General features: G+C 39.0%; 23 protein-coding genes. 9 read left to right on the top strand and 14 right to left on the bottom strand.

Annotated elements, in window-relative coordinates:
• Positions 1-684 (top strand): lipoprotein-releasing ABC transporter ATP-binding protein LolD, encoded by a 684-nt coding sequence (lolD, locus tag HMPREF3020_RS02755; protein ID WP_070775463.1) that lies wholly within the window; start codon positions 1-3, stop codon positions 682-684.
• Positions 684-1934: a lipoprotein-releasing ABC transporter permease subunit LolE gene (gene lolE, locus HMPREF3020_RS02750; protein ID WP_070775462.1), complete on the top strand. Its 1251-nt coding sequence runs from the start codon at positions 684-686 to the stop codon at positions 1932-1934. Before lolD ends, lolE begins: the two co-directional genes overlap by 1 nt.
• Positions 1935-1993: 59 nt before the next feature.
• Here the strand turns inward: lolE and HMPREF3020_RS02745 are convergent, their stop codons facing one another.
• Entirely contained in the window at positions 1994-2404 is a 411-nt protein-coding gene (locus HMPREF3020_RS02745) for a Z-ring associated ZapG family protein (RefSeq protein ID WP_070775461.1), read from the bottom strand.
• Between the two features lie 89 nt (positions 2405-2493).
• Positions 2494-2844 (bottom strand): RidA family protein, encoded by a 351-nt coding sequence (locus tag HMPREF3020_RS02740; RefSeq protein ID WP_005698531.1) that lies wholly within the window; start codon positions 2842-2844, stop codon positions 2494-2496.
• Between the two features lie 111 nt (positions 2845-2955).
• On the opposite strand from HMPREF3020_RS02740, the gene HMPREF3020_RS02735 reads away from it, so the two are divergent.
• Both HMPREF3020_RS02735 and HMPREF3020_RS02730 read left to right on the top strand, forming a co-directional pair.
• Positions 2956-3672 carry a YwiC-like family protein gene (locus tag HMPREF3020_RS02735; protein ID WP_070775460.1) on the top strand — a complete coding sequence of 239 codons (717 nt, stop codon included), beginning with the start codon at positions 2956-2958 and terminating at the stop codon, positions 3670-3672.
• Position 3673: 1 nt separating this feature from the next.
• The gene (locus tag HMPREF3020_RS02730; protein WP_070775459.1) at positions 3674-4348 is read left to right on the top strand and encodes a tetratricopeptide repeat protein; all 675 of its coding nucleotides are present in this window, start codon (positions 3674-3676) and stop codon (positions 4346-4348) included.
• A gap of 34 nt (positions 4349-4382) precedes the next feature.
• On the opposite strand, the gene mnmC is transcribed toward HMPREF3020_RS02730, so the two are convergent.
• Positions 4383-6392 (bottom strand): bifunctional tRNA (5-methylaminomethyl-2-thiouridine)(34)-methyltransferase MnmC2/FAD-dependent 5-carboxymethylaminomethyl-2-thiouridine(34) oxidoreductase MnmC1, encoded by a 2010-nt coding sequence (gene mnmC / locus HMPREF3020_RS02725; RefSeq protein WP_070775458.1) that lies wholly within the window; start codon positions 6390-6392, stop codon positions 4383-4385.
• Positions 6393-6574: 182 nt separating this feature from the next.
• Between mnmC and fabB the strand changes: the two genes are divergently transcribed.
• The 3 genes from fabB (at position 6575) to ilvN (ending at position 10381) form a co-directional block, all read left to right on the top strand.
• Complete coding sequence (gene fabB, locus HMPREF3020_RS02720) at positions 6575-7795, top strand: beta-ketoacyl-ACP synthase I (protein ID WP_014065214.1); 1221 nt, start codon at positions 6575-6577, stop codon at positions 7793-7795.
• A 370-nt stretch (positions 7796-8165) separates the two neighbouring features.
• Positions 8166-9890 carry an acetolactate synthase 3 large subunit gene (locus HMPREF3020_RS02715; protein ID WP_049367501.1) on the top strand — a complete coding sequence of 575 codons (1725 nt, stop codon included), beginning with the start codon at positions 8166-8168 and terminating at the stop codon, positions 9888-9890.
• Positions 9890-10381 (top strand): acetolactate synthase small subunit, encoded by a 492-nt coding sequence (ilvN, locus tag HMPREF3020_RS02710; protein ID WP_005695880.1) that lies wholly within the window; start codon positions 9890-9892, stop codon positions 10379-10381. Before HMPREF3020_RS02715 ends, ilvN begins: the two co-directional genes overlap by 1 nt.
• Before the next feature lie 93 nt (positions 10382-10474).
• On the opposite strand, the gene yedE is transcribed toward ilvN, so the two are convergent.
• From yedE to HMPREF3020_RS02665, 9 genes are all read right to left on the bottom strand, one after another.
• On the bottom strand, positions 10475-11536 hold the full coding sequence (yedE, locus tag HMPREF3020_RS02705; RefSeq protein ID WP_049367502.1) for a YedE family putative selenium transporter: 1062 nt from the start codon (positions 11534-11536) through the stop codon (positions 10475-10477).
• Positions 11537-11744: 208 nt separating this feature from the next.
• Positions 11745-12803: an ABC transporter ATP-binding protein gene (locus HMPREF3020_RS02700; RefSeq protein ID WP_070775457.1), complete on the bottom strand. Its 1059-nt coding sequence runs from the start codon at positions 12801-12803 to the stop codon at positions 11745-11747.
• 17 nt (positions 12804-12820) lie between these two features.
• The gene (locus HMPREF3020_RS02695) at positions 12821-14515 is read right to left on the bottom strand and encodes an ABC transporter permease (protein ID WP_014065220.1); all 1695 of its coding nucleotides are present in this window, start codon (positions 14513-14515) and stop codon (positions 12821-12823) included.
• An 11-nt stretch (positions 14516-14526) separates the two neighbouring features.
• Positions 14527-15597, bottom strand: a complete 1071-nt coding sequence (locus tag HMPREF3020_RS02690; protein ID WP_070775456.1) for an ABC transporter ATP-binding protein — start codon at positions 15595-15597, stop codon at positions 14527-14529.
• Between the two features lie 19 nt (positions 15598-15616).
• Positions 15617-16612 (bottom strand): ABC transporter substrate-binding protein, encoded by a 996-nt coding sequence (locus HMPREF3020_RS02685; protein ID WP_014065222.1) that lies wholly within the window; start codon positions 16610-16612, stop codon positions 15617-15619.
• 163 nt (positions 16613-16775) lie between these two features.
• Positions 16776-17441, bottom strand: coding sequence for a DUF484 family protein (locus tag HMPREF3020_RS02680; protein WP_070775455.1), 666 nt, complete (start codon positions 17439-17441; stop codon positions 16776-16778).
• 64 nt (positions 17442-17505) lie between these two features.
• Complete coding sequence (gene purA / locus HMPREF3020_RS02675) at positions 17506-18804, bottom strand: adenylosuccinate synthase (RefSeq protein WP_070775454.1); 1299 nt, start codon at positions 18802-18804, stop codon at positions 17506-17508.
• A 130-nt stretch (positions 18805-18934) separates the two neighbouring features.
• Complete coding sequence (gene lysC / locus HMPREF3020_RS02670; RefSeq protein WP_070775453.1) at positions 18935-20287, bottom strand: lysine-sensitive aspartokinase 3; 1353 nt, start codon at positions 20285-20287, stop codon at positions 18935-18937.
• Positions 20288-20453: 166 nt separating this feature from the next.
• On the bottom strand, positions 20454-21152 hold the full coding sequence (locus HMPREF3020_RS02665; protein WP_049365910.1) for a SanA/YdcF family protein: 699 nt from the start codon (positions 21150-21152) through the stop codon (positions 20454-20456).
• A gap of 157 nt (positions 21153-21309) precedes the next feature.
• Here HMPREF3020_RS02665 and HMPREF3020_RS02660 point away from each other — a divergent pair, with 157 nt between their 5' ends.
• Positions 21310-22395 (top strand): homoserine O-acetyltransferase MetX, encoded by a 1086-nt coding sequence (locus HMPREF3020_RS02660; RefSeq protein ID WP_049365909.1) that lies wholly within the window; start codon positions 21310-21312, stop codon positions 22393-22395.
• 40 nt (positions 22396-22435) lie between these two features.
• Here HMPREF3020_RS02660 and HMPREF3020_RS02655 read toward each other — a convergent pair whose 3' ends face one another.
• Positions 22436-22990, bottom strand: a complete 555-nt coding sequence (locus HMPREF3020_RS02655; protein ID WP_070775452.1) for a nitroreductase family protein — start codon at positions 22988-22990, stop codon at positions 22436-22438.
• A 110-nt stretch (positions 22991-23100) separates the two neighbouring features.
• Here HMPREF3020_RS02655 and sppA point away from each other — a divergent pair, with 110 nt between their 5' ends.
• Positions 23101-24963: a signal peptide peptidase SppA gene (sppA, locus tag HMPREF3020_RS02650; protein ID WP_070775451.1), complete on the top strand. Its 1863-nt coding sequence runs from the start codon at positions 23101-23103 to the stop codon at positions 24961-24963.
• Positions 24964-25023: 60 nt separating this feature from the next.
• Here the strand turns inward: sppA and HMPREF3020_RS02645 are convergent, their stop codons facing one another.
• Positions 25024-25956, bottom strand: a complete 933-nt coding sequence (locus HMPREF3020_RS02645) for a bile acid:sodium symporter family protein (protein WP_049365906.1) — start codon at positions 25954-25956, stop codon at positions 25024-25026.
• Positions 25957-26035: the final 79 nt, after the last annotated feature.

The following is a 26035-nucleotide window of genomic DNA, read 5'->3' as shown; positions in this document are numbered from 1 at the left end:
ATGAATAACTACTTATTAGAATGCCAAAATATTAATAAATTTTACCAAGAAGGCGAGAACCAAACCCAAGTATTAAAAGGCGTAAGCTTTGCCATGAAACCACAAGAATTAGTGGCGATTGTGGGGAGTTCTGGTTCAGGAAAAAGTACTTTATTGCACACTTTGGGTGGTTTAGATCAGCCAAGTAGTGGGGAAGTGTTTATTAAAGGGCAATCTTTGCAAAAGGCGTCTGAAAGTGAATTGGCTAAATTACGTAACCAAAATCTAGGTTTTGTGTATCAATTTCACCATTTAATGGCAGATTTTACTGCGTTAGAAAATGTGATGATGCCGATGTTAATTGGTCGTCAAAATAAAACAGAAGCAAAAGATCGTGCTGAAAAAATATTAGGCTCAGTAGGCTTAAGTCATCGCATTACCCATCGTCCATCTGCACTTTCGGGTGGTGAACGTCAACGTGTGGCAATTGCTCGTGCATTAGTGAATAATCCCGCTCTTGTCTTGGCCGATGAACCAACCGGTAACTTGGATCATAAAACCACAGAAAGTATTTTTGAGTTGATTCAAACCTTGAATGTGGAACAAAATATTGCGTTTTTATTGGTGACACATGATATGTCATTGGCGCAAAAACTGTCTCGTTGCTTAACTATGCAAGACGGCATTTTGAAGGAAGGTGCATAATGAATACGCCTTTTTTCATTAGTTGGCGTTATCAACGAGGTAAACAAAAGAATCCGTTGGTCGCGTTAATTTCAAAATTCTCTGCTATCGGTATCGCCCTTGGCGTAGCAGTGTTGATTGTAGGGTTAAGTGCCATGAATGGCTTTGAGCGTGAATTAAACTCGCGCATTTTGGCTGTCGTGCCACATGCTGAAATCACGGTAAATCCACAAGGTAATGAAGCCACATTAAATCATTGGCAGAAGTTAGCCGAACGCCTAAAAACAAACAAAAAAATTACCGCACTTTCACCTTTTGTGAGTTTCACTGCCTTAGTCGAAAATGGCAATAAACTCAAAGTTGTTCAAGTAAAAGGGGTCGATAAACAAGCTGAAGATCAAGTGAGTTCTCTTGGTAAGTTTGTGGAAGGTGATGGCTGGCAAAAATTTGCAGAAGAAGGCGGATTGGTGTTAGGCTCTGGTATTGCCAAAGACTTAGATGTTAAAGCTGGCGATTGGGTGTCGTTATTGATTTCTCAACCGAATGGCGAAGATCAAATGGCTCAACCTAACCGTGAACGTGTTCAAGTGACCGCTATTTTACGTTTAGATGGTCAGTTAGACCACAGTTATGCCTTACTGGCATTACCTCAAGCGCAAGAATTAATGGGGTATCGCGAAGATCAAATTACCGGTGTTGAATTGAAAGTGGATGATCCATTTAAAGTACAAGACATGGATTATTCGATGCTGAATGATTATCCGCAACTGCTTTATATTCAAAACTGGGTGGCAAAATTTGGCTATATGTATCGTGATATTCAGCTTATCCGTACTGTGATGTATATTGCGATGGTGCTTGTAATTGGGGTAGCGTGTTTTAATATTGTTTCTACCTTAATTATGGCGGTAAAAGACAAGCAAGGTGATATCGCGATTATGCGGACCCTCGGTGCGAATAATGGTTTTATTAAACAGATCTTTATTTGGTATGGCTTGCTTGCAGGAATGAAAGGGTGTTTGATTGGTATCGTGTTAGGCGTCGTACTTGCTCTTAATCTCACACCGATTATTCAAGGCATCGAGACATTACTCGGTAAAAAACTGTTATCAGATGGCATCTATTTCGTTGATTTCTTACCAAGCGAATTACATTGGTTCGATGTTGTATTAGTTCTCGTGGCGGCATTGGTATTGAGTTTACTCGCCAGTCTTTATCCAGCTAGTCGAGCGGCAAAATTACAGCCAGCTCAAGTATTGAGTAATCACTAATAAAAAATCAGGGATTAAGCATTTAATCCCTGATTTTTTTATTGTTCAACCGTTAATTATTATTGGTTTTCTTTATCTGTTTTTAATAAGCCAGATGAGCCTTCAGAATAATCACGAGGAGGCTCTTCAGATTTGCTTTCTGATGAGGCTGTCACTAATTGCTGGGTAAATAAACCTTTTTCTGCGGGTTTACTACCAAGCAAGACTTCAGATGAAGCGGCATAGTGACGATAGAGTTTTTGATAATCACCAATTAAGGTTTTAAATAATTCGGCACTTTCTGCGAAATGTTTTTCAAGTTGTGCTTGTTTATCGCTTAATTGTGTTTTGACTTCTTTTAGTTCAGCTTCGGTTTGAACTTGTTTTTTAACAGAACCTTTTGTTAAACGTAACAGCAAATAGCCTAAGATTACGCCAACTACAAGCCCAATCACAGCGGCTTGCCATATTTCTGGTATCCATGATTGCATACATTACTCCTTCTTTTGAATTCAGTGTTTAGTGTAAAGGAAAACCGAAAAACGTTCTTTGCGGTTGATCACATTTTGAAAAATCTTGTTTATACAGCCGCAATAATAACGATCTCAACTTTCCAATCAGGATCCGCAAGTTTCGCTTCTACCGTTGCTCGGCTTGGTGGATTTTGGCTATCGACCCATTCATCCCATGCTTGGTTGAGTTGAGCATAATCTGCCATATCAGCAAGGAAGATTTGCGTGGTAAGAATTTTACTTTTTTCAGAACCAATTTCAGCCAATAATTTATCGATCAGAGAAAGGACTTCTTTGGTTTGCTCGTAAGCATTTTGCTTAACGGTTTTTTCTGGTACTTGGCCAGCAAAATAGGCAGTATTGTTATGAATGACCACTTCAGAAAAGCGTTTGCTTGGTTGAATACGTTGAATCGACATAATGGCTCCTTTTTGATGAAGATAATTCCATTCTAAAGGCGGTTTTAGACTTTGTAAATCAAGAAATTGTGGGATAAAATAACTGAGAATTTTTATCAACTAAAGAAAACTATGAAACTCCTGATCTCGAATCAATATGGCGCCATTGTCATGGCATTATTGCCTTTTGTTTACGGTATGTTATTAGCCTCACCTGTTTGGGCGCATTTCTTTTTGCTGTTAGCTTGGTTCACCATGTATTTGCTGAGTTACCCAATGCTTAGTCTCTTTAAAGGCAAAAATATGGCGGAATATAAAAAGTGGACCATCATCTATGGGGTTGCGGCTTTTTTGTTTGCGCTTCCTACCATTTTTTATAACTGGCAAATTCTTTTCTTTATTGCCGCCATGTTTCCTTTTGTATTGGTGAGTATCTATTACACCAAGAAAAAAGATGAACGCAATCTTCTCAATGATTTAGCGGGTATTGCAATTTTTGCCCTTGCAGGTATGGGATCCTATTATTTTTCTAACCGCACTTTTGACGAAAAAATCTGGTGGGTAGCATTGTATCCAAGCTTATTTTTTATTGGCACGACGCTTTACGTCAAATCAATGATGCGTGAACGCAAAAATCCGCTTTATCTCAAAGCCTCCATTATTTTCCACGTGCTTTGTGTACTCGGTTGCTTGTTTACCCAACAATATGTCTTATCACTTGCTTTCGTGCCGGCGTTAATTCGTGCCATTTATTTACCCACCAAGAAACTTTCAGTGAAACAAGTCGGTCTAATAGAATTCGGAACATCCGCCATTTTTTTGATTATTTTATTAATAGCGACATTATAAGATGAAGACATTAGCCAAACTTTTACTCCTCGCCACACTTACCTTAAATAGTTCAGCATTTGCGATGAAAACCATTGATTTGGTTGATAAAGCGCAAATGACGGATCAGCAAAAAATGGATCTAGCGCAAAAACTGGCTGAGAAACAAGATTGGAAAGCCGTTTTTGAAATTATGTATCCTCTTGCGTTGGAAGGTAATTTACAAGCGCAAAGCAATTTAGGGATGCTTTATAATTTAGGCCGTGGAGTGGATGAAAATAAAGAGTTGGCTTATTGGTGGTTTAGCGAAGCTGCTGAGCGAGGCAGTATTAAAGCTATTAATAATTTGGCAGTGATGTATTTCAACGGCAACAACTATGTGAAACAAAATACCGCTCAAGCGATTAAATTATTTGAAGCCAGTGCAACAAAAGATCCTGATGCCATGCTTACATTAGGGGAAATTTATACCAATCAGAAGGAATTTACCAAAGCCTTTGAATGGTTTCAAAAAGCCGCGAATGCGGGCAGCAATGAGGGACGATTCCGCTTAGCTCGTTTGTATGAAGAAGGGATTGGGACTCAAGTCAATATTGGTTTGGCCAAATTGCTTTATTTGGAAATTATGAATACGGCGAAAAAGGATGAAATCAAAGAAATCGCCAGACAGCGATTACAACGTTTAAGCTTGTATTAAGAAAAAGTGCGGTTGATTTTAACCGGCACTTTTTTTATTTCACCTCTGCACCTTTCAACCAGCGTCTGACCCAACTGCGGTTTGGCATTAAGTTATGAATCAGATCTTCACTCATCGGTAAGGGTTCACCATAAATTAAGGAAGCCAGTGTTTCTCCTAAAAACGGTGCAGAGGTTAATCCTCGTGAGCCTAATGCGCCGATTAAATAGAGATTAGGGTAGTTTTCAGCTTGTTCTATTGGCTGTTTACGGCGGCGTAAATTAAACAAATTCTGATATTGTGTTTGCTGAGTAGAAAAATGAGGAACAGCGCCCATCATTGGCGTGAGATCACGTATCGAACAACGTACACCGACTCGAGCAAGATTACCCGATGTATCCACTTCTTTTGTCCACTCTTCAGGTATATTTTGCTGAATTTTCTGTTGGTTTTCTTGTTGTTCAGTTAGGCTAAATTCACGAGTTGCATTATCACGAACATGACTTGCGCCAATACAATGACTGGTTTTCGCTTGATCGACTGGGGTCAGGTAGCCGTCATAGCACAACACAGTTTTGAGTTTAAGCAAATTTGCGGATGTTGGAATTTGGCTCACTTGCCCGCGAACAGGGTAGAGTGGGAGTTTTCGTGTTTGTTCAAACTCAGTGAGTTTATGCCCGTTTGCCAAAACAATTACTTCATGGTTGAAAGTTTCATTTTCAGCAGTTTTGATTTGCCAGCCGTGTTCTGTTTGAGAAAGTGCGGTTACTTTTTGTGATGTTTTAATTTGGATGCTTTGTTTCTCCAAAAAGGCAAAAGCATCTTGAACTAACTGACGTGGTGCAAGCCAAGCGCCTTGAGGAATAAAACCGCCCCCAAAAGGTAACGGTAAGCCCACTTTTTTGCTTAATTCAGTTTGGCTTAGTGACTGATATAAATCAGAAGGCAAATTCAGCTCAGCGATTTTATTTAATTTATTTTCTGTTTTGTTGCTGTAAGCACAAAGCGCGACACCACAGAACTCATGTTCAAATTCGATTTTTTGTTGAATTGCCCATTGTAGGAATTGATGGCCATAGGCAAAAGCATGAATATAAAAACGAATATTACGCTCGTTATCATCGCTCAGTTGCGGATAAAATGCGCCTTGTTTGTTGCCAGAGGCATTTAGGGCAGCTTGCTCATCTTCGCAATAAATTGTGATTTTAGCTCCACGTTTAACCAATGAAATGGCGGTGCAAAGCGAGGCTATCCCGCCACCAATAATGGCAATATCTTGCTCGTTTAGATTGGCTGGCTGACTATGAAACCAAGGTGCCGAAAGTGCGGTCATTTTTTCATACGTTTTTTGACCAGAAAGACATTCCCGTTTTTTACCAAATCCTTTGCGCTTCGTAATATCAAAGCCTGAATTTTCTAAGCCTTTTCTGACCGCACTTGCTGCAGTAAAGGTCGCAAAGGTGCCTTGTGGCTTGGTAAAACGAAACATTTGCTGATAAAGCTGCTCGTTCCACATGTCTGGATTTTTACTTGGCGCAAAACCATCTAAAAACCACGCATCAATTTTATCATTCATATAATCGCCAAGCTGTGGCAGATTTTCAGCCACATCACCAAACCAAAGATCTAACGTAGTTTCATCAAAATGAAAACGATAGCAACCTTGAATAGGATTAAGCCAATGCTGTTGTAGATGTTCAGCTAGGTGAGCAAATTGCGGATAGGCTAAATGGGCTTGTTGTAATGCATCAAGTGGTAAAGGGTATTTTTCAAAAGAGATAAAATAAAGGCGTTTTAAAGGCGAATCTGGGTATTTTTGACGAAATTCACGGAATAGTGTGGTCACTGCAAAGAAATTTAATCCTGTTCCAAACCCCGTTTCAGCAATAACAAAATGAGCTTCTTGATAATTAACCCAACGTTCCCACAACAGATTACCTTCTAAAAATACATAATGGGTTTCCGCTAAACCATCTTGATTAGAAAAATACACATCATCAAATGTATCCGAAACAGGCGTATTCTCTTGGTTAAAATGGATTTTTGCGTGCTGAATGGTGAACATGTGTTAGCCCTTTTTTGCCTTATCAAATTCTTTTATAATAGCACGGAAATTTTGAGTCGGTTAAAACTTAACTGGTCGAACAAATGAATTATTGCTTGCAATATTTTCATTTCATAGTAAATTGCGTTCAGCTAACAACTGTAAGTTGAATTAAATTTCCCCTAACTCATAAGGAATAAAGAATGAAAAGAGCTGTAATTACTGGTTTTGGTATTATTTCAAGTATCGGTAACAACAAAGAAGAAGTTTTGGCTTCATTAAAAGCAGGTAAATCTGGTATTGAAGTCGTGCCTGAGTTTATTGAAATGAAAATGCGTAGCCATGTTGCCGGCACAATCAAACTTGATCCAAGCGAGCACATCGATCGTAAAGTGTATCGTTTTATGGGTGATGCGGCAGCTTATGCATACCTTTCTATGCGTGAAGCGATTGAAGATTCAGGTTTAACAGAAGATCAAGTTTCAAATGACCGTACAGGTCTTGTAATCGGTGCAGGTACTGGTTCAGCTCACAACCAATTAGTGGCTTGTGATGCAGTGCGTGGTCCACGCGGTGTGAAAGCAATTGGTCCTTATGCAGTAACTAAAACCATGGCTTCAAGTGTGTCAGCTTGTTTAGCAACCCCTTACAAAATCCGCGGTGTGAACTACTCAATCAGCTCTGCTTGTGCAACGTCTGCACACTGTATCGGTCACGCAGTTGAATTAATCCAATTAGGTAAACAAGATGTGGTTTTCGCTGGTGGTGCGGAAGAATTATCTTGGGAATGTGCAACTGAATTCGATGCAATGGGTGCGGTTTCAACTAAATACAATGATACCCCAGAAAAAGCGTCTCGTGCTTATGATGCAGACCGTGATGGTTTCGTTATCGCAGGTGGTGGTGCAGTTGTGGTGGTTGAAGAATTAGAACACGCATTAGCACGTGGAGCAAAAATCTACGCAGAAATCGTGGGTTACGGTGCAACCTCTGATGGTTACGACATGGTAGCGCCAAGTGGTGAAGGTGCAGAGCGTTGTATGAAACAAGCAATGGCAACGGTAGATACCCCAATTGATTACATCAACGTACACGGTACATCAACACCAGTTGGTGACGTGAAAGAATTAGGTGCAATCAAAAATGTATTTGGTGATAAAATCCCCGCGATTTCTTCAACCAAATCAATGACCGGTCACTCTTTAGGTGCTGCTGGTGCACACGAAGCAATCTATACCTTATTAATGCTACACAATGACTTCATTGCACCAAGCATTAATATTGAAAAATTAGACGAAGCGGCAGAAGGCTGCAATATCGTGACTGAAACAAAAGAAAATGCAGGCTTACAAACTGTAATGTCAAACAGCTTTGGTTTCGGTGGTACAAATGCGACTTTAGTGTTCAAACGCTATAAAGGCTAATTAAAAACCTCTTAAATTCTAACCGCACTTTGGATCTTCCAAGTGCGGTTTTTTCTTATCATCAATTCTTTTCCTCCCGCTCATAAGAGAAAACAACATTTAAAATGTGATCTAGTTCAAATTTTTGAACAAAAGAATATAATTTTTTTATTTTTATAAAATTCTATATAAAAATTCAATTATCCATGTTTTTTGATTTTAATCTTTATTTAAAACTTTATTCTTTAATTTATATAGATTTTAATGCTTTTAAATTTGTTTTTTTAGACTTTTACAATGCTAGACAAGTTATTTTCTTTCGGTATGATGTTTCCATCGTTTTGACAAGAATCGTAACAAATAAAAGTGCGGTCAGTTTTAGGAGTAAAATATGAAGAAATTATCCGGTGCGGAAATGGTGGTTCAGTCTTTGCGTGACGAAGGCGTTGAGTATTTATTTGGTTATCCGGGCGGTGCCGTATTGGATATTTATGATGCAATCCATACCCTTGGTGGGATTGAGCATATTTTAGTTCGTCATGAGCAAGCTGCGGTACATATGGCAGATGGTTATGCGCGTGCGACAGGTAAAGTAGGTTGTGTGTTAGTAACATCAGGACCTGGTGCGACCAATGCGATTACGGGTATTTTGACCGCTTATACTGATTCAGTACCAATGGTGATCATTTCAGGTCAGGTAATGAGTAGCTTAATCGGCCGTGATGCGTTCCAAGAATGTGATATGGTGGGGATTTCTCGTCCAGTGGTTAAGCACAGCTTTATTGTTAAAAAAGCAGAAGACATTCCAGGTATCTTGAAAAAAGCCTTTTATATCGCATCAACAGGCCGTCCAGGTCCTGTTGTCGTAGACATTCCAAAAGATACCGTAAATCCAACTTTAAAATATCCTTACGAATATCCAAAATCTGTTGAGCTTCGTTCTTATAATCCAACGGTAAATGGTCACAAAGGTCAAATTAAGAAAGCGTTAAAAGCATTATTAGTGGCTAAAAAACCGGTTTTATTCGTCGGTGGTGGTGCTATTGCAGCAGGCTGTCATGAAGAATTAACGCAATTTGCACAACGTTTAAATTTACCGGTTACCTCATCATTAATGGGTTTAGGTGTGTATCCAAGTACGGACAAACAATTCTTAGGCATGCTTGGGATGCACGGGACTTATGAAGCCAATACAGCCATGCATGAAAGTGATTTAATTCTAGGTGTTGGTGTTCGTTTTGATGACCGAACCACTAACAACTTAGATAAATATTGCCCGAATGCAAAAGTGATTCAGATTGATATTGATCCAACCTCTATTTCTAAAAACGTCCCTGTTGCGATTCCAATTGTAGGTAACGCTAAAAATGTATTGGATGAGTTCTTAAGCTTATTAGGTGAAGAAATTGGTTCGCGTCCTCAAAACCAATTAGAAGATTGGTGGAAACAAATTGATGAATGGAAAGCGAAAAAATGCTTGGATTTCGACCGCACTTCAGGCGTCATCAAACCACAGCAAGTGATGGAAGCCGTATATCGCATCACAAAAGGCCAAGCTTATGTGGCATCGGATGTAGGGCAACACCAAATGTTTGCCGCATTACATTATCCGTTTGATTTACCACGTCGTTGGATCAATTCAGGTGGTGCAGGTACCATGGGCTTTGGTTTACCAGCTGCATTAGGGGTAAAACTTGCGCATCCTGAAGCAACCGTGGTTTGTGTAACGGGCGATGGCAGTATTCAAATGAATATTCAAGAGCTTTCAACAGCAACGCAATATGGTATTCCTGTTGTGGTAATTTGTTTGAACAACCACTTCTTAGGAATGGTAAAACAATGGCAGGATTTGATTTACTCTGGCCGCCATTCTCAAACTTATATGAATTCTTTACCGGATTTCGTGAAGTTAGCCGAATCTTATGGTCATGTGGGAATTCAAATTTCGACACCAGATGAATTAGAAAGCAAATTAAAAGAAGCCTTCAGTATTAAAAATAAATTGGTCTTTGTTGATATTAACGTTGATGAAACCGAACACGTTTACCCAATGCAAGTTCGCGGCGGGGCAATGAATGAGATGATTTTAAGCAAACCACAAGAGGAGAAAGAATAATGCGTAGAATTTTATCTGTTTTATTAGAAAATGAATCCGGTGCATTATCTCGTGTGGTCGGCTTATTTTCCCAACGTGCATTTAACATTGAAAGCTTAACTGTGGCACCAACCGATGATCCAACGCTTTCTCGTATGACGATTGAAGCGGTGGGTGATGAGCAAGTGCTCGAACAAATCGAAAAACAACTTCACAAATTAGTGGATGTGTTTAAAGTTATTAACTTGAGTGAACATGAGCACGTTGAGCGTGAAGTGTTGTTAGTGAAAGTACGTGCAACGGGTTCATCACGTGATGAGTTAAAACGTTTAGCCGATATATTCCGTGGTCAGATTGTGGATGTAACAACAAAATCCTACACGATTCAATTAACGGGTACAAAAGACAAATTAGATGCTTTTGTTGAGGCTGTGAAGGAAGAAAGTACATTACTTGAGATTGTTCGTTCAGGCTTAATTAGCCTTTCCCGTGGTGAGAAAAATATTCTCTAATGATGTGGAAAGTGCGGTTAAAAATGACCGCACTTTTGAAAACGAAAAAAGGAAGTCATAATTGACTTCCTTTTTGTTTATTCTGAATGAATGTTAAGCTTCCGATTTATTGGTTAATGCGATATATAAACAAACTACAAAACCGGCAAGTAAAACATAAGGCGTAAAGGTTGGAACGCCAGTAGGAGCGGCTGCGAAACCAAAGTTATGTGCCGCTGCTGCACCCAGTAGCATACCGAGCACAAATAATGCTGAGTCATTATTTCCTTCACCAATATTGACTAATTGTTTGCCTGGGCAACCACCGCCTAATGCAAAGCAAAGTCCGCAAAGCGCCATAGAAAGGAAATTGTAGAGATAGTCATTATGCGCGATAGGTTGTTTTTCAAAGCCTAAATGGAATTGACCTAATAAGGCATTAGTTATTGCTGCAAAGACTATCAGTGCAATCACACCATTTAATAAATGTGCATCACGGAAGAGGACAAAGTTTCGGAATGCCCCAATTGTGCAAAAACGTGATTTTTGCATCAGCACACCGAGAAGTAATCCGCCAGCAAGTGACATCCAAATAGCCGCATGTTGTGCACCAGGGCCTTTTTCAGAGGTGTAAATTGCTAGATTTTCACCAAATTTAAATTGGGTTAAGGCTAAAACAAGCAAAATTACGGCAAAGATTGGACCAATTAAACCTGAAGATTGGCTTTGTTCCTTAGATTTACCTAATGAGAATCCTCGATTAGCGAAGAAAATGCCGCCTAATACACCGGCAAACAATCCTACGATACCTGCAATTGCAGTGAGATCACCGCCACCTAATCGTAAATAAGCACGCCATGGACAACCTAAGAAAATGAGTGCACCAAGCATCGCAAAAAAGCCTAAGCTAATACGAGCGAGTGGGGCAGAGCCACCACGAGGTTTAAATTCCTTAGATAAGAATGCACTGGCGAGTGCTCCTAAAACTAATCCAATGAGTTCTGGGCGAAGGTATTGCAATGGGGCGGCGTGGTGTAATCCAAGCGAGCCGGCTGTATCGCGTAAGAAACAAGCCGCACAAAATCCCATATTACCAGGATTGCCATTGTAAGTGAGAAGTGGCGCAACGATACCAAGTGCAGCACCTGCAACCACAGGCCAAGTTAAAATTTTCATAATTAGACCCTTGTGATATCTGAAGTTAAATTGAATTGTGTGTTTTTAATAATAAAAACAAGGGTATTGTAGAAAGAGTTGAAAAATAAAGAAAGTTTATTTTTTTGAAATTGTGAGCGGGATCAAAGATTAGTTGATAATGAGAAAAGCTTGTTTAATTATCATAAAAAATAAAAGTGCGGTTAAATTTAACCGCACTTAAGATATGTTATTCAGCAGGGTACCAATGCAAATGTTCAAAGGCTATCTGACATGTTTCCCCTTCTTTCGGGCCAGAATCTCGTCGTCCAATTTGAACACGAATATCTTGATCTCCAACTTGGATATTATAATCCGTCACTTCACCAAGATAGGAACGACGTTTTACGACACCAGGAATTCCACCTTGTTGAACAAATTCAATGTCAGATGGACGGCTTGCCAATATTGCTTTCCCTTGTGAAAGTAAGTCATTATTCGGCATTTCTGGAAGATTAAAAATACCATCAATTTTATCAATATGAATACCTTGTGATGACAGGTTTACATTTAATTGATTTGATAACCCGATAAAATTGAAGACAAACTTGTTAGCTGGGTTGTTATAAATATTTAATGGGGTATCAATTTGTTGTACCGCCCCTTTCTTCATAACCATAATACGATCTGAAAGTGCCATCGCTTCAGATTGGTCATGAGTCACATAAATAATTGAGAACCCAAATTTTTTCTGTAATGCCTTAATTTCAAACCGCATTTCTTCGCGAAGATGTGGGTCTAAGCTTGATAATGGTTCGTCTAGTAACATGACATCTGGGTTGATTGCTAATGCTCTAGCAAGAGCCACACGTTGTTTTCCACCACCAGATAAATCATCAGGGCTTTTCTTGGCAACACTAAGTAAATTAGTGTGTCTTAACGCATCAGTTGTTCGTTTTTCAATTTCTTGGGCTGAAATATTTTTGAGTTTTAACGGAAAGGCAACGTTGTCATATACCGTCATATGTGGCCATACCGCAAAGGCCTGAAATACCATACCGAAATTGCGTTTCTCAGGCGGGAGATAGAAATTGTTTTTCTTCGATGATAGTAATTTATCACCGACTTTAATTTCTCCTCCGTCTAAGTCTTCAAAGCCTGCGATCATTCGTAAGGTTGTTGTTTTTCCACAACCTGATGGCCCTAGCATAGAGAAACATTCACCTTTTTCGATAGAAAGGTTAAGATCTTCAATGGCAATAACATCACCAAATTTTTTCATGACATGATTTAATTGAATATAGCTCATCTTTTACTCCTAACCTTCTATTTTTGAGTTTTCTTTTCAGCATAACGTTTAATAACAGTTTGACCTAATACAATGATTATTAGGGCGATACCTGCTAATGCCGCAGAATAAACGGTTTCACCGTCTTCATTTAGGGTATAAATCGCTACCCCGATGGTTCGTGTAGAAGGACCATATAACATAACAGAAACGGTCAATTCACGTAGGGCTGGAAGGAAAATCAGGAAGAAAGCAGCAATCATCCCTGGTCTTACGAGTGGGATAACAATATCTTTTAAGGATTGCCACATACTTGCTCCACATGCTCGAGAAGCTTCAACTAATGAATCATGAACTTGCTCAAGTGCTGCAGAGTTAGCTTTGAGTGAGAAAGCCATATAACGTGCAATGTAAGCAATTAAAATAATCCAAACAGTGTTGTAGAGATTGATGCCAAATTTACCACTCCAGGCAAGGATCACCCCAAGAGCAATTACAGAGCCAGGTACGGAGAATGGCAACATCCCTAAGAACTCAAGAATGCCTTTTCCACGAACACGCATTTTAACGATAACATAAGAAATCATTACCCCTGCAAACATGGTAATCAATGCTGCAGCGAGACCGAGAGTCACGCTATTGCGAATTGCATCTTTTGTTAACTGCCATTCAAATAAGATGAATTTATAGTTATCTAATGTGAGATTTTCCCATGTAATTGGTAATCCATAGGTTTTTAATCCACCAACAAGGAAAATCGTGACTGTAGGCAATACGATTGTAAAGGCGATGTAGAGTAAGCAAATAACAAGCAACGGTTTTCTTAAACCTCGAAGTTTTACTTCGATAGGTCTAAAGCTTTTACCTGCAATAATTTGGAATCGACCTTTATTTAAGATTTTATTTTGTAACCAAATAATCAGTGCCGCAGTGAATACTAAAACAGTTGCAAGTACAGTACCGGTGCGAATGGCTTCAAAACTACCCGCACTTTGGTGAATACGTTCATAAATGAGGGTTGGAATGTTAAAAATACCATTTTCTACGCCTAGTACGGCAACAGTACCAAAGTGAGCCATAGAATAGAGCATAATGAGTAATGCCCCAGAAAGAATACTTGGCATGACGAGTGGAATGGTAATTTTACGTGTAATGGTAAAGAGGCTTGCGCCTGAGATTCTCGCTGATTCTTCTAATGTAGGGTCCATGCGCTCTAATGCACCACAGACTTGGATAAAGACGAATGGGAAAAGATACATCGTTTCTACAGCCATAATACCGGCGTAGCTATAGATATTAAAAATAGGTCCATCAAATCCTAAATCCATGAAGAATTGGTTAATATAACCAGAACGTGGTGAAAGTAACATTTTCCAAGCTAAGGCTCCAATGAAAGAAGGAAGCATAAAAGGCACAAGGAACATCACTTTCATAAAACCTTTATAAGGTAGATCTGTTCGAGTCACTAACCAAGCAAAAAATGTACCAATAATCGTACTCATCACAGTTACACCAGATGCGATGAAAAGTGAATTGAGTAATGCTTCATAGGTTTCTTCTTGCTTAAGAATATTCACCACATCGGTGATATTAAATTGTCCATCAACCCAAAAAGAATTGAGGAAAATAAGTAAAACAGGAACCGCAACAACGATCACTAAGATACCGATAGATAAGGCTAGAATAACGTTAGCAATATTGAATGGATGATTATTTTGAATAGTTGTAGCCATAATAAACCCCTCTAGATTTCTTTAGCAGAATCAAACCAAAGCAAATCATGAAAACTGATAAAGCAATTTTCACCTTCATTGAACATTAAATTATTACGTAATGCTTTATTAGTTGGGATTTCTGTTCGTAGTGTTACACCATCAATCTCTACCATATAATCCATTACCGCACCAAGAAAGCTGGCTCTTGATACTTTTCCTAGTAAACCTTCATTATTTTTGCTTAGTATGATATCGGAAGGTCGACATCCTAATTTCCCTGAATTAGGTGGCAAGTTTTTCCAGTTTAAAATTTGATTACCTTCTCCAATATAATGATGATTATTTTGGAATCTCACTGGAATGAAATTTGCGAGCCCCATAAATTTAAACACCATCTCATTTTCTGAACGTTCGTAAATGTCCCATGGTGTGCCAATTTGTTGGATATCGCCATGCTCATTCATAATGGCCAAACGGTCTGATATTGCGAGGGCAATTTCTTGGTCATGTGTTACGTACAGAATAGTAATACCGAGCTTTTTCTGTAACTCTTTAATTTCGAAACGCATTTCCTCTCGAAGATTGGCATCTAGATTATTGAGAGGTTCGTCTAAGAGCATTAAAGATGGTTTAGCAACTAATGCCCTTGCGAGAGCAACACGCTGTTGTTGTCCTCCTGATAATTGAGAAGGTAAACGTTCTTCTAAGCCAGTTAAATTGACTAATTCGACAACTTCCATCACTTGTTTATGGAGAGCTTGTTTTTCAATATTCTTTAATTTAAGAGGGTAGGCGATATTGTCAAAGACAGTCATATGCGGCCAAACAGCATAATCTTGGAAGACCACACCTAGACCGCGTTGATCTGGCGGAATATCCGTGTTTGTAGCGGGATCGGCAACAACCACATCATCAATTAAAATACGGCCACTATCAGGCACATCAAATCCTGCAAGCAGGCGTAATAAGACAGTTTTCCCACAGCCGGATGGGCCAAGAAGCGTAAAACATTCTCCATCTTGTACAACTAAGGACAGATTTTTTAACACTTCATTTGAACCGAATTTTTTGGATACATTTTCAAATGTAATTGTTGCCATAATCACTACTCCTTACTGATTAACGACCTTGAAGAATTTGAGTGAAATGTTTAATTGTTTCTTCTTTTTCTGACATTAATTTTTCATAGTCAATAGGAATCGCTCTTGATACGGCATCTTCTAGAGATGGCATACCAAATTTAGCATCAAGTTCAATACCTTTTCTAACTGGTAATGTTCCTTCATTTGCAATGATTTTTTGCCCATCTTCAGAAAGTAAGAAGTCAATAAATTTTTGTGAAGCAGCAAGGTGTTCAGTGCCTTTTAAGATCGCTGCAGGGCTCGGGATGACGAGCGTTTCTTTTGGATAAACCAATTTTAATTGCGCGCCTTTTTTGATTTTATCGTTGGTAATATAGTCAACAGCGAGAGAGGCTAATAAATCACCAGATGCGGTATCATCGATAACTTGTCCTGCACCTTTACCCACTTTAGCTTTATTTGCTTTTAATTTTTCAAAGAATTCCCAACCAAATTTATCTTTTAATAAAGATACACTCATATATGACGTACCCGATAATGCAGGGTTTGCAATACCAAACGCACCTTTATATTCAGGTTTTAAGATATCAGCCCATTCAGCAGGTGGGTTATCTTTAACGAAGCGGGTATTGTAGGCGATTGCTAGTGTACCGAGGCGGATTGGAGTAAAAGAACCATCAAAGTTAGGGATAGGATTAACAATATTGGCAGTTTCAGGAGAAACATAAGCTTCAAGCATGCCGTTTTTTTTCATTTGGAAGAAGTCAGGTACTTCACTTGTCCAAATCACATCGGCCATAATTTTCCCGGATTCTTTTTCCGTTGCAATTTTAGCCATCAATTTTCCGGCGCCGGCAGACTGATAATCCATTTCAACATCTGGATGTTTTTCAGTAAATTTTGCTTTTAATGCACCAATTAATGATTCTTTCATTGATGTGTACACAATTAATTTTTCTTGTGCCGCAGCCATATTACTAAGTGACATACCTAGTCCAATGGCAATCAATGTTAAAGACATTTTTTTATTCATAATGAAACCTCACTGAGATAGGGATAAAATCAGTAAATGAGATCAAACTACGATCGACATTTATACCAAAACATCTAACCTACAAAATACGCTTAAATATTTGAATATAAAAGTCTAAATTTAAATAATTTTCAGATTTGTGATAGAGATCACTTAATAACGTTTAAAGCCATCTTCCCAAATGCAATTCCACAATATCGACTAAATGTCGAAGAAATGTTGTGTCTTGGTCGTTGTGGAAACGGTCTGTGTCTCGAGATTTGAAGAGTAAAAGTGCGGTTGGTTTTTGAGGTGTTCCACCTAAACGGCAAATCGCCACAGAACCGATAGGGAGCTCTTCTGGAAGGAACATGAGGGCTTTTTCTTTATTGGATAGATCGCCTAAATAGAATTGGCGTAAACCCATGCGCTCTAGGCGAATGAGTTCAAAGGCTTTTCGGTCTAACCAATGTTGTTCAGAAATAGTGTCCTTTTTTTGCCAGCTGTCAGTGAAAAGTAAGATTTTGGCACCTTCTAGCTCATAACCTTTTGCCCAGTCATCTAACTTTTCATTGATGACGATAAAGTCTTCTGTTTGAAATAGCCTTTTCTGCAAAGGCAAAAGAGCAAAGAAGATATCTGCTTCTTGATGAGCAAGTTGATGAAATTTTTCGAGGAGTTGAGTAAGCGTTTTGATCTGTTCTCGTTGCTGAGCAAGCTGCGCTTCGACTAACGAAATCGTCCCTTCTTCATGGCTATGCGGAATACTAAGCTGTTGAAGTAGTTCTGGACGATGGGTAAAAAAATCAGGGTGATTTTTTAGGTAGTCAGCAATATCTTGTTCAGTCATCAAAAACTCCTTAAAAAATAACCGCACTTGGCTGTGCCAAAGTGCGGTTTATTTTTATGCCATTTTATGCTGCAAATGGATCGCGTAAAATCATTGTTTGAACACGATCTGGACCCGTTGAAAGGATAGCTACCGGTACACCAGTGACTTCTTCGATACGTTTGATGTAATCACGGCAAGTTTGCGGTAATTTATTTACATCAGTTACACCGAAGGTGTTTTCTTTCCAGCCTGGTAAGGTTTCGTAAATTGGCTCTACGCCTTCCCAATCTTTCGCTGCTAATGGAGCATATTCAACGATTTCGCCATTTGGCATTTTGTAAGCCGTACAGATTTTCACTTCATCGAAACCATCTAATACGTCTAATTTGGTCATACAGAAGCCAGAAATCGAGTTCAGTTGAATTGCACGACGAATGGCCACGGCATCAAACCAACCACAACGACGAGGACGACCAGTTACCGCACCAAATTCATTACCTTTACGAGCAATTTCAGCACCAGTTTCATCTAATAATTCTGTGGTGAATGGACCGCCACCAACACGTGTACAGTATGCTTTGATGATACCTAACACATAATCAAGGTTACGAGGGCCAAACCCAGAACCAGTCGCTACACCGCCTGCTGTAGTGTTAGAACTGGTTACATACGGATAGGTGCCGTGGTCGATATCAAGCATGGTACCTTGTGCACCTTCGAATAAAATGTTGTCTCCATTTTTGCGAGCAGTATCTAAGATAGTTGTGATATCTGCCACCATACCAGTAATAATATCAGCTACCGCGAACACATCGTCTAATGTTTTTTGATAATCAACAGGTTCTACTTTGTAGTAGTTCACCAATTGGAAATTATAGTATTCAAGGATATTTTTTAATTTTTCAGCAAAGGCTTCACGATTGAATAAATCGCCCACACGTAAACCACGACGAGCCACTTTATCTTCATAAGCGGGGCCGATACCACGACCGGTTGTACCGATGGCTTTTTTGCCTAACGCGGCTTCACGCGCGTGATCCATTGCAACGTGATAAGGTAGGATTAATGGACAAGCTTCTGAAATTAATAAACGTTCACGTACTTTTACGCCACGGTTTTCTAATTCGCCCATTTCTTGCATTAATGCAGCAGGAGAAAGTACCACACCGTTACCGATTAAACAGGTCACGTTATCACGTAAAATACCAGATGGAATTAAGCGTAATACAGTTTTTTCACCATTAATAATTAACGTGTGACCTGCGTTGTGACCACCTTGGTAACGCACCACATATTTGACTCGATCCGTTAATAAATCAACGATCTTGCCTTTCCCTTCATCGCCCCATTGAGCGCCAAGAACAACAACACTTTTTCCCATAATTTCCGCCTTAAGTTTTGCGTAAGTTTATAAATCAGACAAACGATTACTTTACTCTTTTTTTGCCTTAATCTCAAATTCAAAACGTAAAAAAGTGCGGTTATTTTTAACCGCACTTTCTCTAAATTTATTATTCAAACAACGATTTATGTAATGAACGTACTACGTCATCCGCTTTGTCACTATGCGCTAGCATACAAATGTTATTCGTGCTTGCGCCATAGCTAATCATGCGAATGTTATAGCCTTCGAGTGTGTCGAAAATACGTTTTGCTACACCAGAAGCGAGGTGTAAGTCATTTCCAATTAATGCAACAAGTGATAGTCCTGTATCAACTTTCACGGTGCAGTATTGGCTTAATTCTTCTAATAATTCTGGTGAAAGTAATTCTACACCAGATGAAGCTGAGCCAGTTTTATCTAAGGTTAATGCAATGCTTACTTCAGAGGTTGTGATCGTATCCACTGAAATTTTATGTTTCGCTAAGATAGTGAATACATTCGCTAGGAAGCCTTGTGCATGTAGCATACTGAGACTTGAAAGTGTTAATAGGGTTTGATCGCGACGTAATGCAATTGCACGGAATGTTGGACGAGGTTGAGGATCACGAGTTACCCAAGTACCACCAGCCTCTGGTGCTTTACTTGAACCCACATAAACAGGGATATTACTGCGCACAGCAGGAAGTAATGTCGCAGGGTGTAATACTTTCGCCCCAAAGGTTGCCATTTCAGCCGCTTCAGCAAAGCTCATGGTATTAATGCGTTGTGCATTTGGTACGATACGTGGGTCAGTCGTATAAATACCGGCCACATCAGTCCAAATTAAGACGTCTTTTGCGTTTAATACTTCTGCTAAAAGTGCAGCAGAGTAGTCGCTACCACCACGCCCTAACGTTGTGGTTTTACCGCCTGGTTCACGACCGATAAAGCCTTGAGTGATGACTAATTCACCACGGTCAATTAATGGTTTTAATAAATTATCACAGTTCGCTTGAGTTTGTGCATCATCTGGTGCGGCTTTACCAAAGTTATCATTAGTTGCCACTAAAGTACGTACATCAACCCAAGTGGCAGAAGTTTGTAATTCTCTTAATACTTCAATGAAAATTTGCGTTGACATCATTTCACCATGACTAATGAGTTCATCAGTTAAAGCAAGTGATGTCGCAAGGCTAGCCGCTTCAGAAAGTGCGGTAATATTTTCTAAGTATTTTTCAATGATAGGACGAATGCGACTGTCATCTTTTAATTCATTTAAAATGTTTTCTTGAATTTGGCGGACTTCACCAATTAATTTTGCGCGCTCTTCAGCTTCGACACCATTGGCTAAGGCAACTAATAAGTTTGTTACACCAGCTGATGCAGAAAGCACGACAACGCGAGTATTAGGATCTGCAATGACGATTTTGGCACAAGCTTGCATAGCGGAATAGTTCGCGACGGATGTACCACCAAATTTTGCTACCGATAAATGAGACATAAGATAATCCTCTAAAATGAAAAAGTAAGATGTTGTGTTTTATGATGGCTATTAGAAATAGCGATTTAAGTAAAAATTGTCAAATAAATATGATAAAAAATCGTATAAAAATCTTTTTATTTAGATCTTTTTTGATTAAACAGGGGAAAAATTAAAGAATCATTAACTATTCAGCAGGCATTGGCAGTGGCTCTGGCGTGCCAAGAAAATAAGGTTTTACCCCGATAATTAAGTCTAATACGGCTTTCACGCGAGCAAACATTTCGCGGACACGTGTTCCAAAATAAACTTCTGGCTGTTTTGCGGTGAAACAAATTGCGTCAATATCGTAATGTTTCGCAATAAGCAGAGCACGTTCACAATGGAATTTTTGACTGATAATAGTAAAAGAGGGCACTTGGAAAACTTTATTTGCTCGCACAACAGAGTCTAAGGTGCGGAAGCCTGCAAAATCTTTAAACATGACGCTTTCAGACACGCCCATTTTACGTAGATCCAAAAACATGGTACGCGGCTCGTTATATTGAAGCGTGCGGTTATCACCACTTAGCAGTAAATAATCAACTTTATTTTGATCGATTAAGTATTTTGATGCTTCCAAACGGTAGTCGTAATATTTGTTGGTTTTACCTTTGGCGACATATTTGGATGTGCCCAATACTAATGCATAGTGGCGATGTGGGAGCGTTTCAACGTCTTCATAAACGCGATCTTGTACATAGAAACTAATAGCACGATCAATGGTGAAGCAACCAATCAAGACGAGTAAACCTAACCCCAAAGCGTAGCCGAGGAGTTTTTTCAGCGGAAGGCGAGAGAGCCATGAAAGTGCGGTCATTTTTAACCGCATTTTGGATAGTTGCATATGGCTAACATACTGAAAAATCAAAATAATTTCAAGTGTAATTTGTCTACCAAATTGATAAGGAAATATTTAGACGTCTAAACGTCTAAAATTTCTTGACAAAAAACATGAGCTGTTGATAATTGTTAAATCATCAACGTAAAAGGTTATCATTTTAATGGCTGTGCAAAATGTCGTGCTTTTTCAAGACAATCCCCTCCAATTAACATTGGGTGGGCAGCTTTCGCCTATCAATGTCGCGTATCAAACTTACGGGACTTTAAATGCAGATAAAAGCAATGCTGTATTGATTTGTCATGCCTTAACGGGAGATGCAGAACCTTATTTTGATGAACCGAATAAAGATGGTTGGTGGCAAAATTTTATGGGGGATGGCCTCGCATTTGACACATCTAAATATTTTTTCATTTGTTCAAATGTATTAGGCGGTTGTAAAGGAACAACGGGACCAAGCTCAATTAATCCCACTACGGGAAAACCTTATGGTAGTCAGTTCCCCAATATTATTGTTCAAGATATTATCAAAGTACAAAAAGCGTTACTTGACTATCTCGGTATAACACATCTAAAAGCGATAGTGGGCGGCTCTTTTGGCGGTATGCAAGCTACACAATGGGCAATTGATTATCCGGATTTTATGGATAATATTGTGAATCTTTGCTCTTCGATTTTCTTCAGTGCAGAAGCTATTGGGTTTAATCATGTGATGCGTCAGGCTGTCATTAATGATCCGAATTTTAATAATGGTGATTATTATGAAGGGACACCGCCTAATCAAGGTCTTTCTATTGCTCGTATGTTGGGAATGTTAACTTATCGGACAGATGTACAGTTAGCCAAGGCATTTGGACGAGCGACTAAATCTGAAGGACAATTTTGGGGTGATCACTTTCAAGTGGAATCCTATTTGAGTTATCAAGGTAAAAAATTCTTAGAGCGTTTTGATGCTAACACCTATTTGCATTTATTGCGTGCTCTTGATCTGTATGATCCTAGCGTAGGGTATACGGATGTCAAAGAAGCCTTATCTCGAATTAAAGCCTGCTATACATTGGTTTCAGTGACAACAGATCAACTATTTAAATCCATTGATTTGCATAAAAGTAAACAGCTTTTAGAGCAAGCAGGCGTGGATTTAAGATTCTACGAATTCCCATCGGATTATGGTCACGATGCGTTTTTAGTGGACTATACAGCGTTTGAAAATAAAATCCGAAGTGGATTAGAAGGCGAGTTTGAATAACATGAATAGAAAAGGCGGAAATCTCCGCCTTTTTTGATCTTTATAGATGGCTCACAAAACGTGATAAATCTTTTGGTTTACAGTCTCTTTCTAATTTTTCAGCTGCGGTACCAATTTGTAATAAGGCAACGATCTTATCATTTTTGTCACAACCAAATGCTTCACGTAATTCACGTCCCTCAACGAGAGGACCAGTTGCCCAAAAACTTTCAAAACCCAATGCATTGCCCGCAAGTTGAATCGCATAAGTTGCTGCACCTGCAGTAAGCATTTGTTCCCAACCTGGTACTTTTTTCACTTCATGATTAATTTTAGCAATCACCGCAATGACCATCGGCGCACGGCGTGCAAAATTCTCTGCTTTTTTTAATCGTTCTTCACCTAAATCAAATTCAGTCACCGCCGCTTTGAGCAAGCTTTCCAATTTACTTAAACCTGTGCCTTGGATTACCACGAAATGATAAGGCTCAAGTTTACCATGATCAGGTGTATGTAAAGCGGCTTGAAACATTTGTTCTAATTGCACTTGGCTAGGGACTGGTGCGGTTAATTTTTTATTCGATTTACGTTGTGTTAAAAGGGTTAATGCATCCATAGTATTTTCCTTATTCTAGTTAAGTGCGGTTGATTATAGCATAGTTTTTCACGGGACTTTATGATAGGCTACGCACAATTTTTATTTCTGTTTTAAAGGTTTAATTTCGCATGAATGTCATCTTAAGCGTATTGAAATTTTGTTGTAAAGCGCTCAATTTTATCCGAAATCTTGTGATGAATTTTGTGTTCTTACTGTTTGTTTTAGCGTTGATTGTGCTTGTCAGCCTTTTTAGTGATGGTAAGAAAAACCAAGTTTTATCAGGCGATCAAGGTGCATTATATTTAAATTTAACAGGCTATCTTGCAGATAACACAGAGGATATGTTGAGTTGGCAAGAGGAGTTTCAACGTTTAAATAATGAAAAGGTCTCGTATAAATATTCTACGTTTGATGTGGTGCAAAGTATTTTATCTGCGAAAGATGATGAACGAATTCGTGGTTTAGTGCTGAATTTAAATGACTTTGAAGGGGGCGATCTTCCCTCATTAGAATATGTAGGAAAAGCGATTCAAAGCTTCAAAGAGTCAGAAAAGCCGGTTATTGCTTATGCTGATAATTACACGCAGGCACAGTATTTTCTCGCGAGTTTTGCGGATGACATTTATCTCAATCCAATTGGGCAAGTCGGTATTCAAGGTTTGCGTCAGGAAAACCTTTACTTTAAATCCATGCTCGAAAAACTTGAAATTACACCACATATTTTCCGTGTAGGGACATATAAGTCAGCGGTAGAACCTTTCTTACGTGATGATATGTCGTCAGAAGCAAAAGCGAATATGCAAAAATGGCTTGGTGGCATGTGGCAAAACTATATGCAAACACTAATGGTTAATCGTCATATTACCGCCAATGATGTATTACCGAATGCACAAAAATATATTAGTGATTTAAAAGCATTAAAAGGTGATGAAACGGCTTATGTGAAAAAACGTCAGTTAGTGACACAGTTTGCGACAAGATTGGATTTAGATAAAAAATTGACCGCACTTTTTGGTCAAGGTGAAGAAGGCAAAGCCAAATTAGTGGATTTTGAAGATTATTTATCTGATTTAGGCGATCGTTTCTCTGTTGATCCAAATGAAAAAAATATCGTTGCGGTAGTGAATGTCGAAGGGACAATTATTGATGGTGAAAGCGATGAAGAATCAGCTGGCGGCGATACCATTGCGAAGTTATTGAGACAAGCCCACGATAACGAGAAAGTGAAGGCGGTTGTTCTCCGTGTTAACTCACCAGGCGGCAGTGCATTTGCATCAGAAATTATTCGCCAGGAAACTGAAAATCTTCAAAAAGCAGGCAAACCTGTTGTGGTATCCATGGGGGGCATGGCAGCCTCTGGTGGTTATTGGATTTCTTCAACTGCCGACTATATCGTGGCAGATAAAAATACGATTACGGGGTCAATCGGGATTTTTGCATTATTCCCAACCTTTGAAAATACAATCAAAAAAATGGGAATGAGTACTGATAGCGTAGCGACAACGGATCTCGCGGAAACGTCAGCTTTAAGTCCATTAGGTAAAAATACACAGGATATTTATCAACTTAGCATCGAAAATGGTTATGAGCGTTTCTTAGATATGGTAAGCCGTGGTCGTCAATTATCAAAAGATAAAGTGGATAAAATTGCTCAGGGCCAAGTGTGGTTAGGGCAAGATGCACAGAAAAATGGCTTAGTGGATGAATTAGGTGATATTGATGTAGCCATTGATAAAGTGGTCGCACTAGTCAATCAACATCCCGATAAATACATGGATAATTTTAGTGTGCAATGGTTGGTGGATGAAGATAATAGTTTCTTTGCTAAATTAGATCGCAAGCTTAAACAAAAAGGTCAAGCGTTACTGACAAATTGGTTGGGACTGCCACAGGAAGTGCACCAAGTGAAAAAACAACTGAATGTGTTAAGCCAATTTAATGATCCAAAAGGGCAGTATTTATATTGTTTAAATTGTGGTTCAGTGAAGTAATTCATAAAGTATAAAAAAGGGCGGAATGTAATTTCCGCCCTTATTTTTTATCCAATTAGTTTATTTTTCATTTTTGATATTGGAGAAAATATTTGCCAAAATTGGACCTGATACATTGTGCCAGAAACTAAATAAAGCACTTGGTACCGCGGCAATTGGGTTGAAATGAGCAGCTGCCAGTGCAGCACCTAAACCTGAGTTTTGCATACCCACTTCAATTGCCACCGCTTTGCTATCTGCAGTATTAAGTTTAAATAATTTCGCTGCAAAGTAACCAATTAAATAGCCTAAGCAGTTATGTAAAACCACTACACTGAAAATTAATAGGCCAGATTCTACGATCTTATCTTTACTTACTGCTACAACGGCTGCCAAGATTAAGACGATAGAAATAACAGACACTAATGGCATAGTTTGGCTTGCTTGCTCCACCTGTTTTTTGAAGAGCGCACGAACGACTAACCCTAAGAAAATTGGGAACAATACCATTTTTAATACAGACATAAACATTGCACCGGCATCAATATCTAACCATTGACTTGCTAATACATAGAAAATAGCAGGGGTTAATACTGGTGAAAGCAAGGTTGAGATTGTGGTACAAGCAACAGAAAGCGCAGTGTTACCTTTCGCTAAATAAGTCATTACGTTTGATGAAGTACCACCAGGGCAAGAACCCACAAGAATGACACCAACCGCTAAATCAGCTGGCAAATCAAAGGCTTTTGCTAATCCAAAGGCAATAGCCGGCATAATGATAAATTGACCCGCTACACCAATGAATACTGATTTAGGATGTTTAGCCACTTCACTGAAATCAGCGAAAGTTAAGGTAATCCCCATGCCAAACATCACCAAACCTAAAAGGTAAGGAATGTAGGGTGCAAAAATTTTGAATTGCTCAGGGAAGAGAAAGGCGAGAAGAGCAAAAACAATCGCCCATAATGCGAAAGTTTTGCTCACAAAGTTAGTGAGTTTTAATAACGCTTGCATAGTTGCTTTCCTATTTTGTTAAAAAGAATGAAAAGAGCGGTCAATTTTAAAGACGTTTTTTTGAGATGTCTATGCCTAA

The sequence above is a fragment of the Haemophilus sp. HMSC068C11 genome, from assembly GCF_001815355.1.
In the GTDB taxonomy this organism is placed as follows: domain Bacteria; phylum Pseudomonadota; class Gammaproteobacteria; order Enterobacterales; family Pasteurellaceae; genus Haemophilus_D.
The sequence above is the reverse complement of the archived record's forward strand: the minus strand, read 5'-3'. Positions and strand labels throughout refer to the sequence as shown.

Coding starts and splice junctions, on each gene's coding strand:
- lolD (WP_070775463.1), top strand. CDS start 1: ATGAATAACTACTTATTAGAATGCCAAAATATTAATAAATTTTACCAA.
- lolE (WP_070775462.1), top strand. CDS start 684: ATGAATACGCCTTTTTTCATTAGTTGGCGTTATCAACGAGGTAAACAA.
- HMPREF3020_RS02745 (WP_070775461.1), bottom strand. CDS start 2,404: ATGCAATCATGGATACCAGAAATATGGCAAGCCGCTGTGATTGGGCTT.
- HMPREF3020_RS02740 (WP_005698531.1), bottom strand. CDS start 2,844: ATGTCGATTCAACGTATTCAACCAAGCAAACGCTTTTCTGAAGTGGTC.
- HMPREF3020_RS02735 (WP_070775460.1), top strand. CDS start 2,956: ATGAAACTCCTGATCTCGAATCAATATGGCGCCATTGTCATGGCATTA.
- HMPREF3020_RS02730 (WP_070775459.1), top strand. CDS start 3,674: ATGAAGACATTAGCCAAACTTTTACTCCTCGCCACACTTACCTTAAAT.
- mnmC (WP_070775458.1), bottom strand. CDS start 6,392: ATGTTCACCATTCAGCACGCAAAAATCCATTTTAACCAAGAGAATACG.
- fabB (WP_014065214.1), top strand. CDS start 6,575: ATGAAAAGAGCTGTAATTACTGGTTTTGGTATTATTTCAAGTATCGGT.
- HMPREF3020_RS02715 (WP_049367501.1), top strand. CDS start 8,166: ATGAAGAAATTATCCGGTGCGGAAATGGTGGTTCAGTCTTTGCGTGAC.
- ilvN (WP_005695880.1), top strand. CDS start 9,890: ATGCGTAGAATTTTATCTGTTTTATTAGAAAATGAATCCGGTGCATTA.
- yedE (WP_049367502.1), bottom strand. CDS start 11,536: ATGAAAATTTTAACTTGGCCTGTGGTTGCAGGTGCTGCACTTGGTATC.
- HMPREF3020_RS02700 (WP_070775457.1), bottom strand. CDS start 12,803: ATGAGCTATATTCAATTAAATCATGTCATGAAAAAATTTGGTGATGTT.
- HMPREF3020_RS02695 (WP_014065220.1), bottom strand. CDS start 14,515: ATGGCTACAACTATTCAAAATAATCATCCATTCAATATTGCTAACGTT.
- HMPREF3020_RS02690 (WP_070775456.1), bottom strand. CDS start 15,597: ATGGCAACAATTACATTTGAAAATGTATCCAAAAAATTCGGTTCAAAT.
- HMPREF3020_RS02685 (WP_014065222.1), bottom strand. CDS start 16,612: ATGAATAAAAAAATGTCTTTAACATTGATTGCCATTGGACTAGGTATG.
- HMPREF3020_RS02680 (WP_070775455.1), bottom strand. CDS start 17,441: ATGACTGAACAAGATATTGCTGACTACCTAAAAAATCACCCTGATTTT.
- purA (WP_070775454.1), bottom strand. CDS start 18,804: ATGGGAAAAAGTGTTGTTGTTCTTGGCGCTCAATGGGGCGATGAAGGG.
- lysC (WP_070775453.1), bottom strand. CDS start 20,287: ATGTCTCATTTATCGGTAGCAAAATTTGGTGGTACATCCGTCGCGAAC.
- HMPREF3020_RS02665 (WP_049365910.1), bottom strand. CDS start 21,152: ATGCAACTATCCAAAATGCGGTTAAAAATGACCGCACTTTCATGGCTC.
- HMPREF3020_RS02660 (WP_049365909.1), top strand. CDS start 21,310: ATGGCTGTGCAAAATGTCGTGCTTTTTCAAGACAATCCCCTCCAATTA.
- HMPREF3020_RS02655 (WP_070775452.1), bottom strand. CDS start 22,990: ATGGATGCATTAACCCTTTTAACACAACGTAAATCGAATAAAAAATTA.
- sppA (WP_070775451.1), top strand. CDS start 23,101: ATGAATGTCATCTTAAGCGTATTGAAATTTTGTTGTAAAGCGCTCAAT.
- HMPREF3020_RS02645 (WP_049365906.1), bottom strand. CDS start 25,956: ATGCAAGCGTTATTAAAACTCACTAACTTTGTGAGCAAAACTTTCGCA.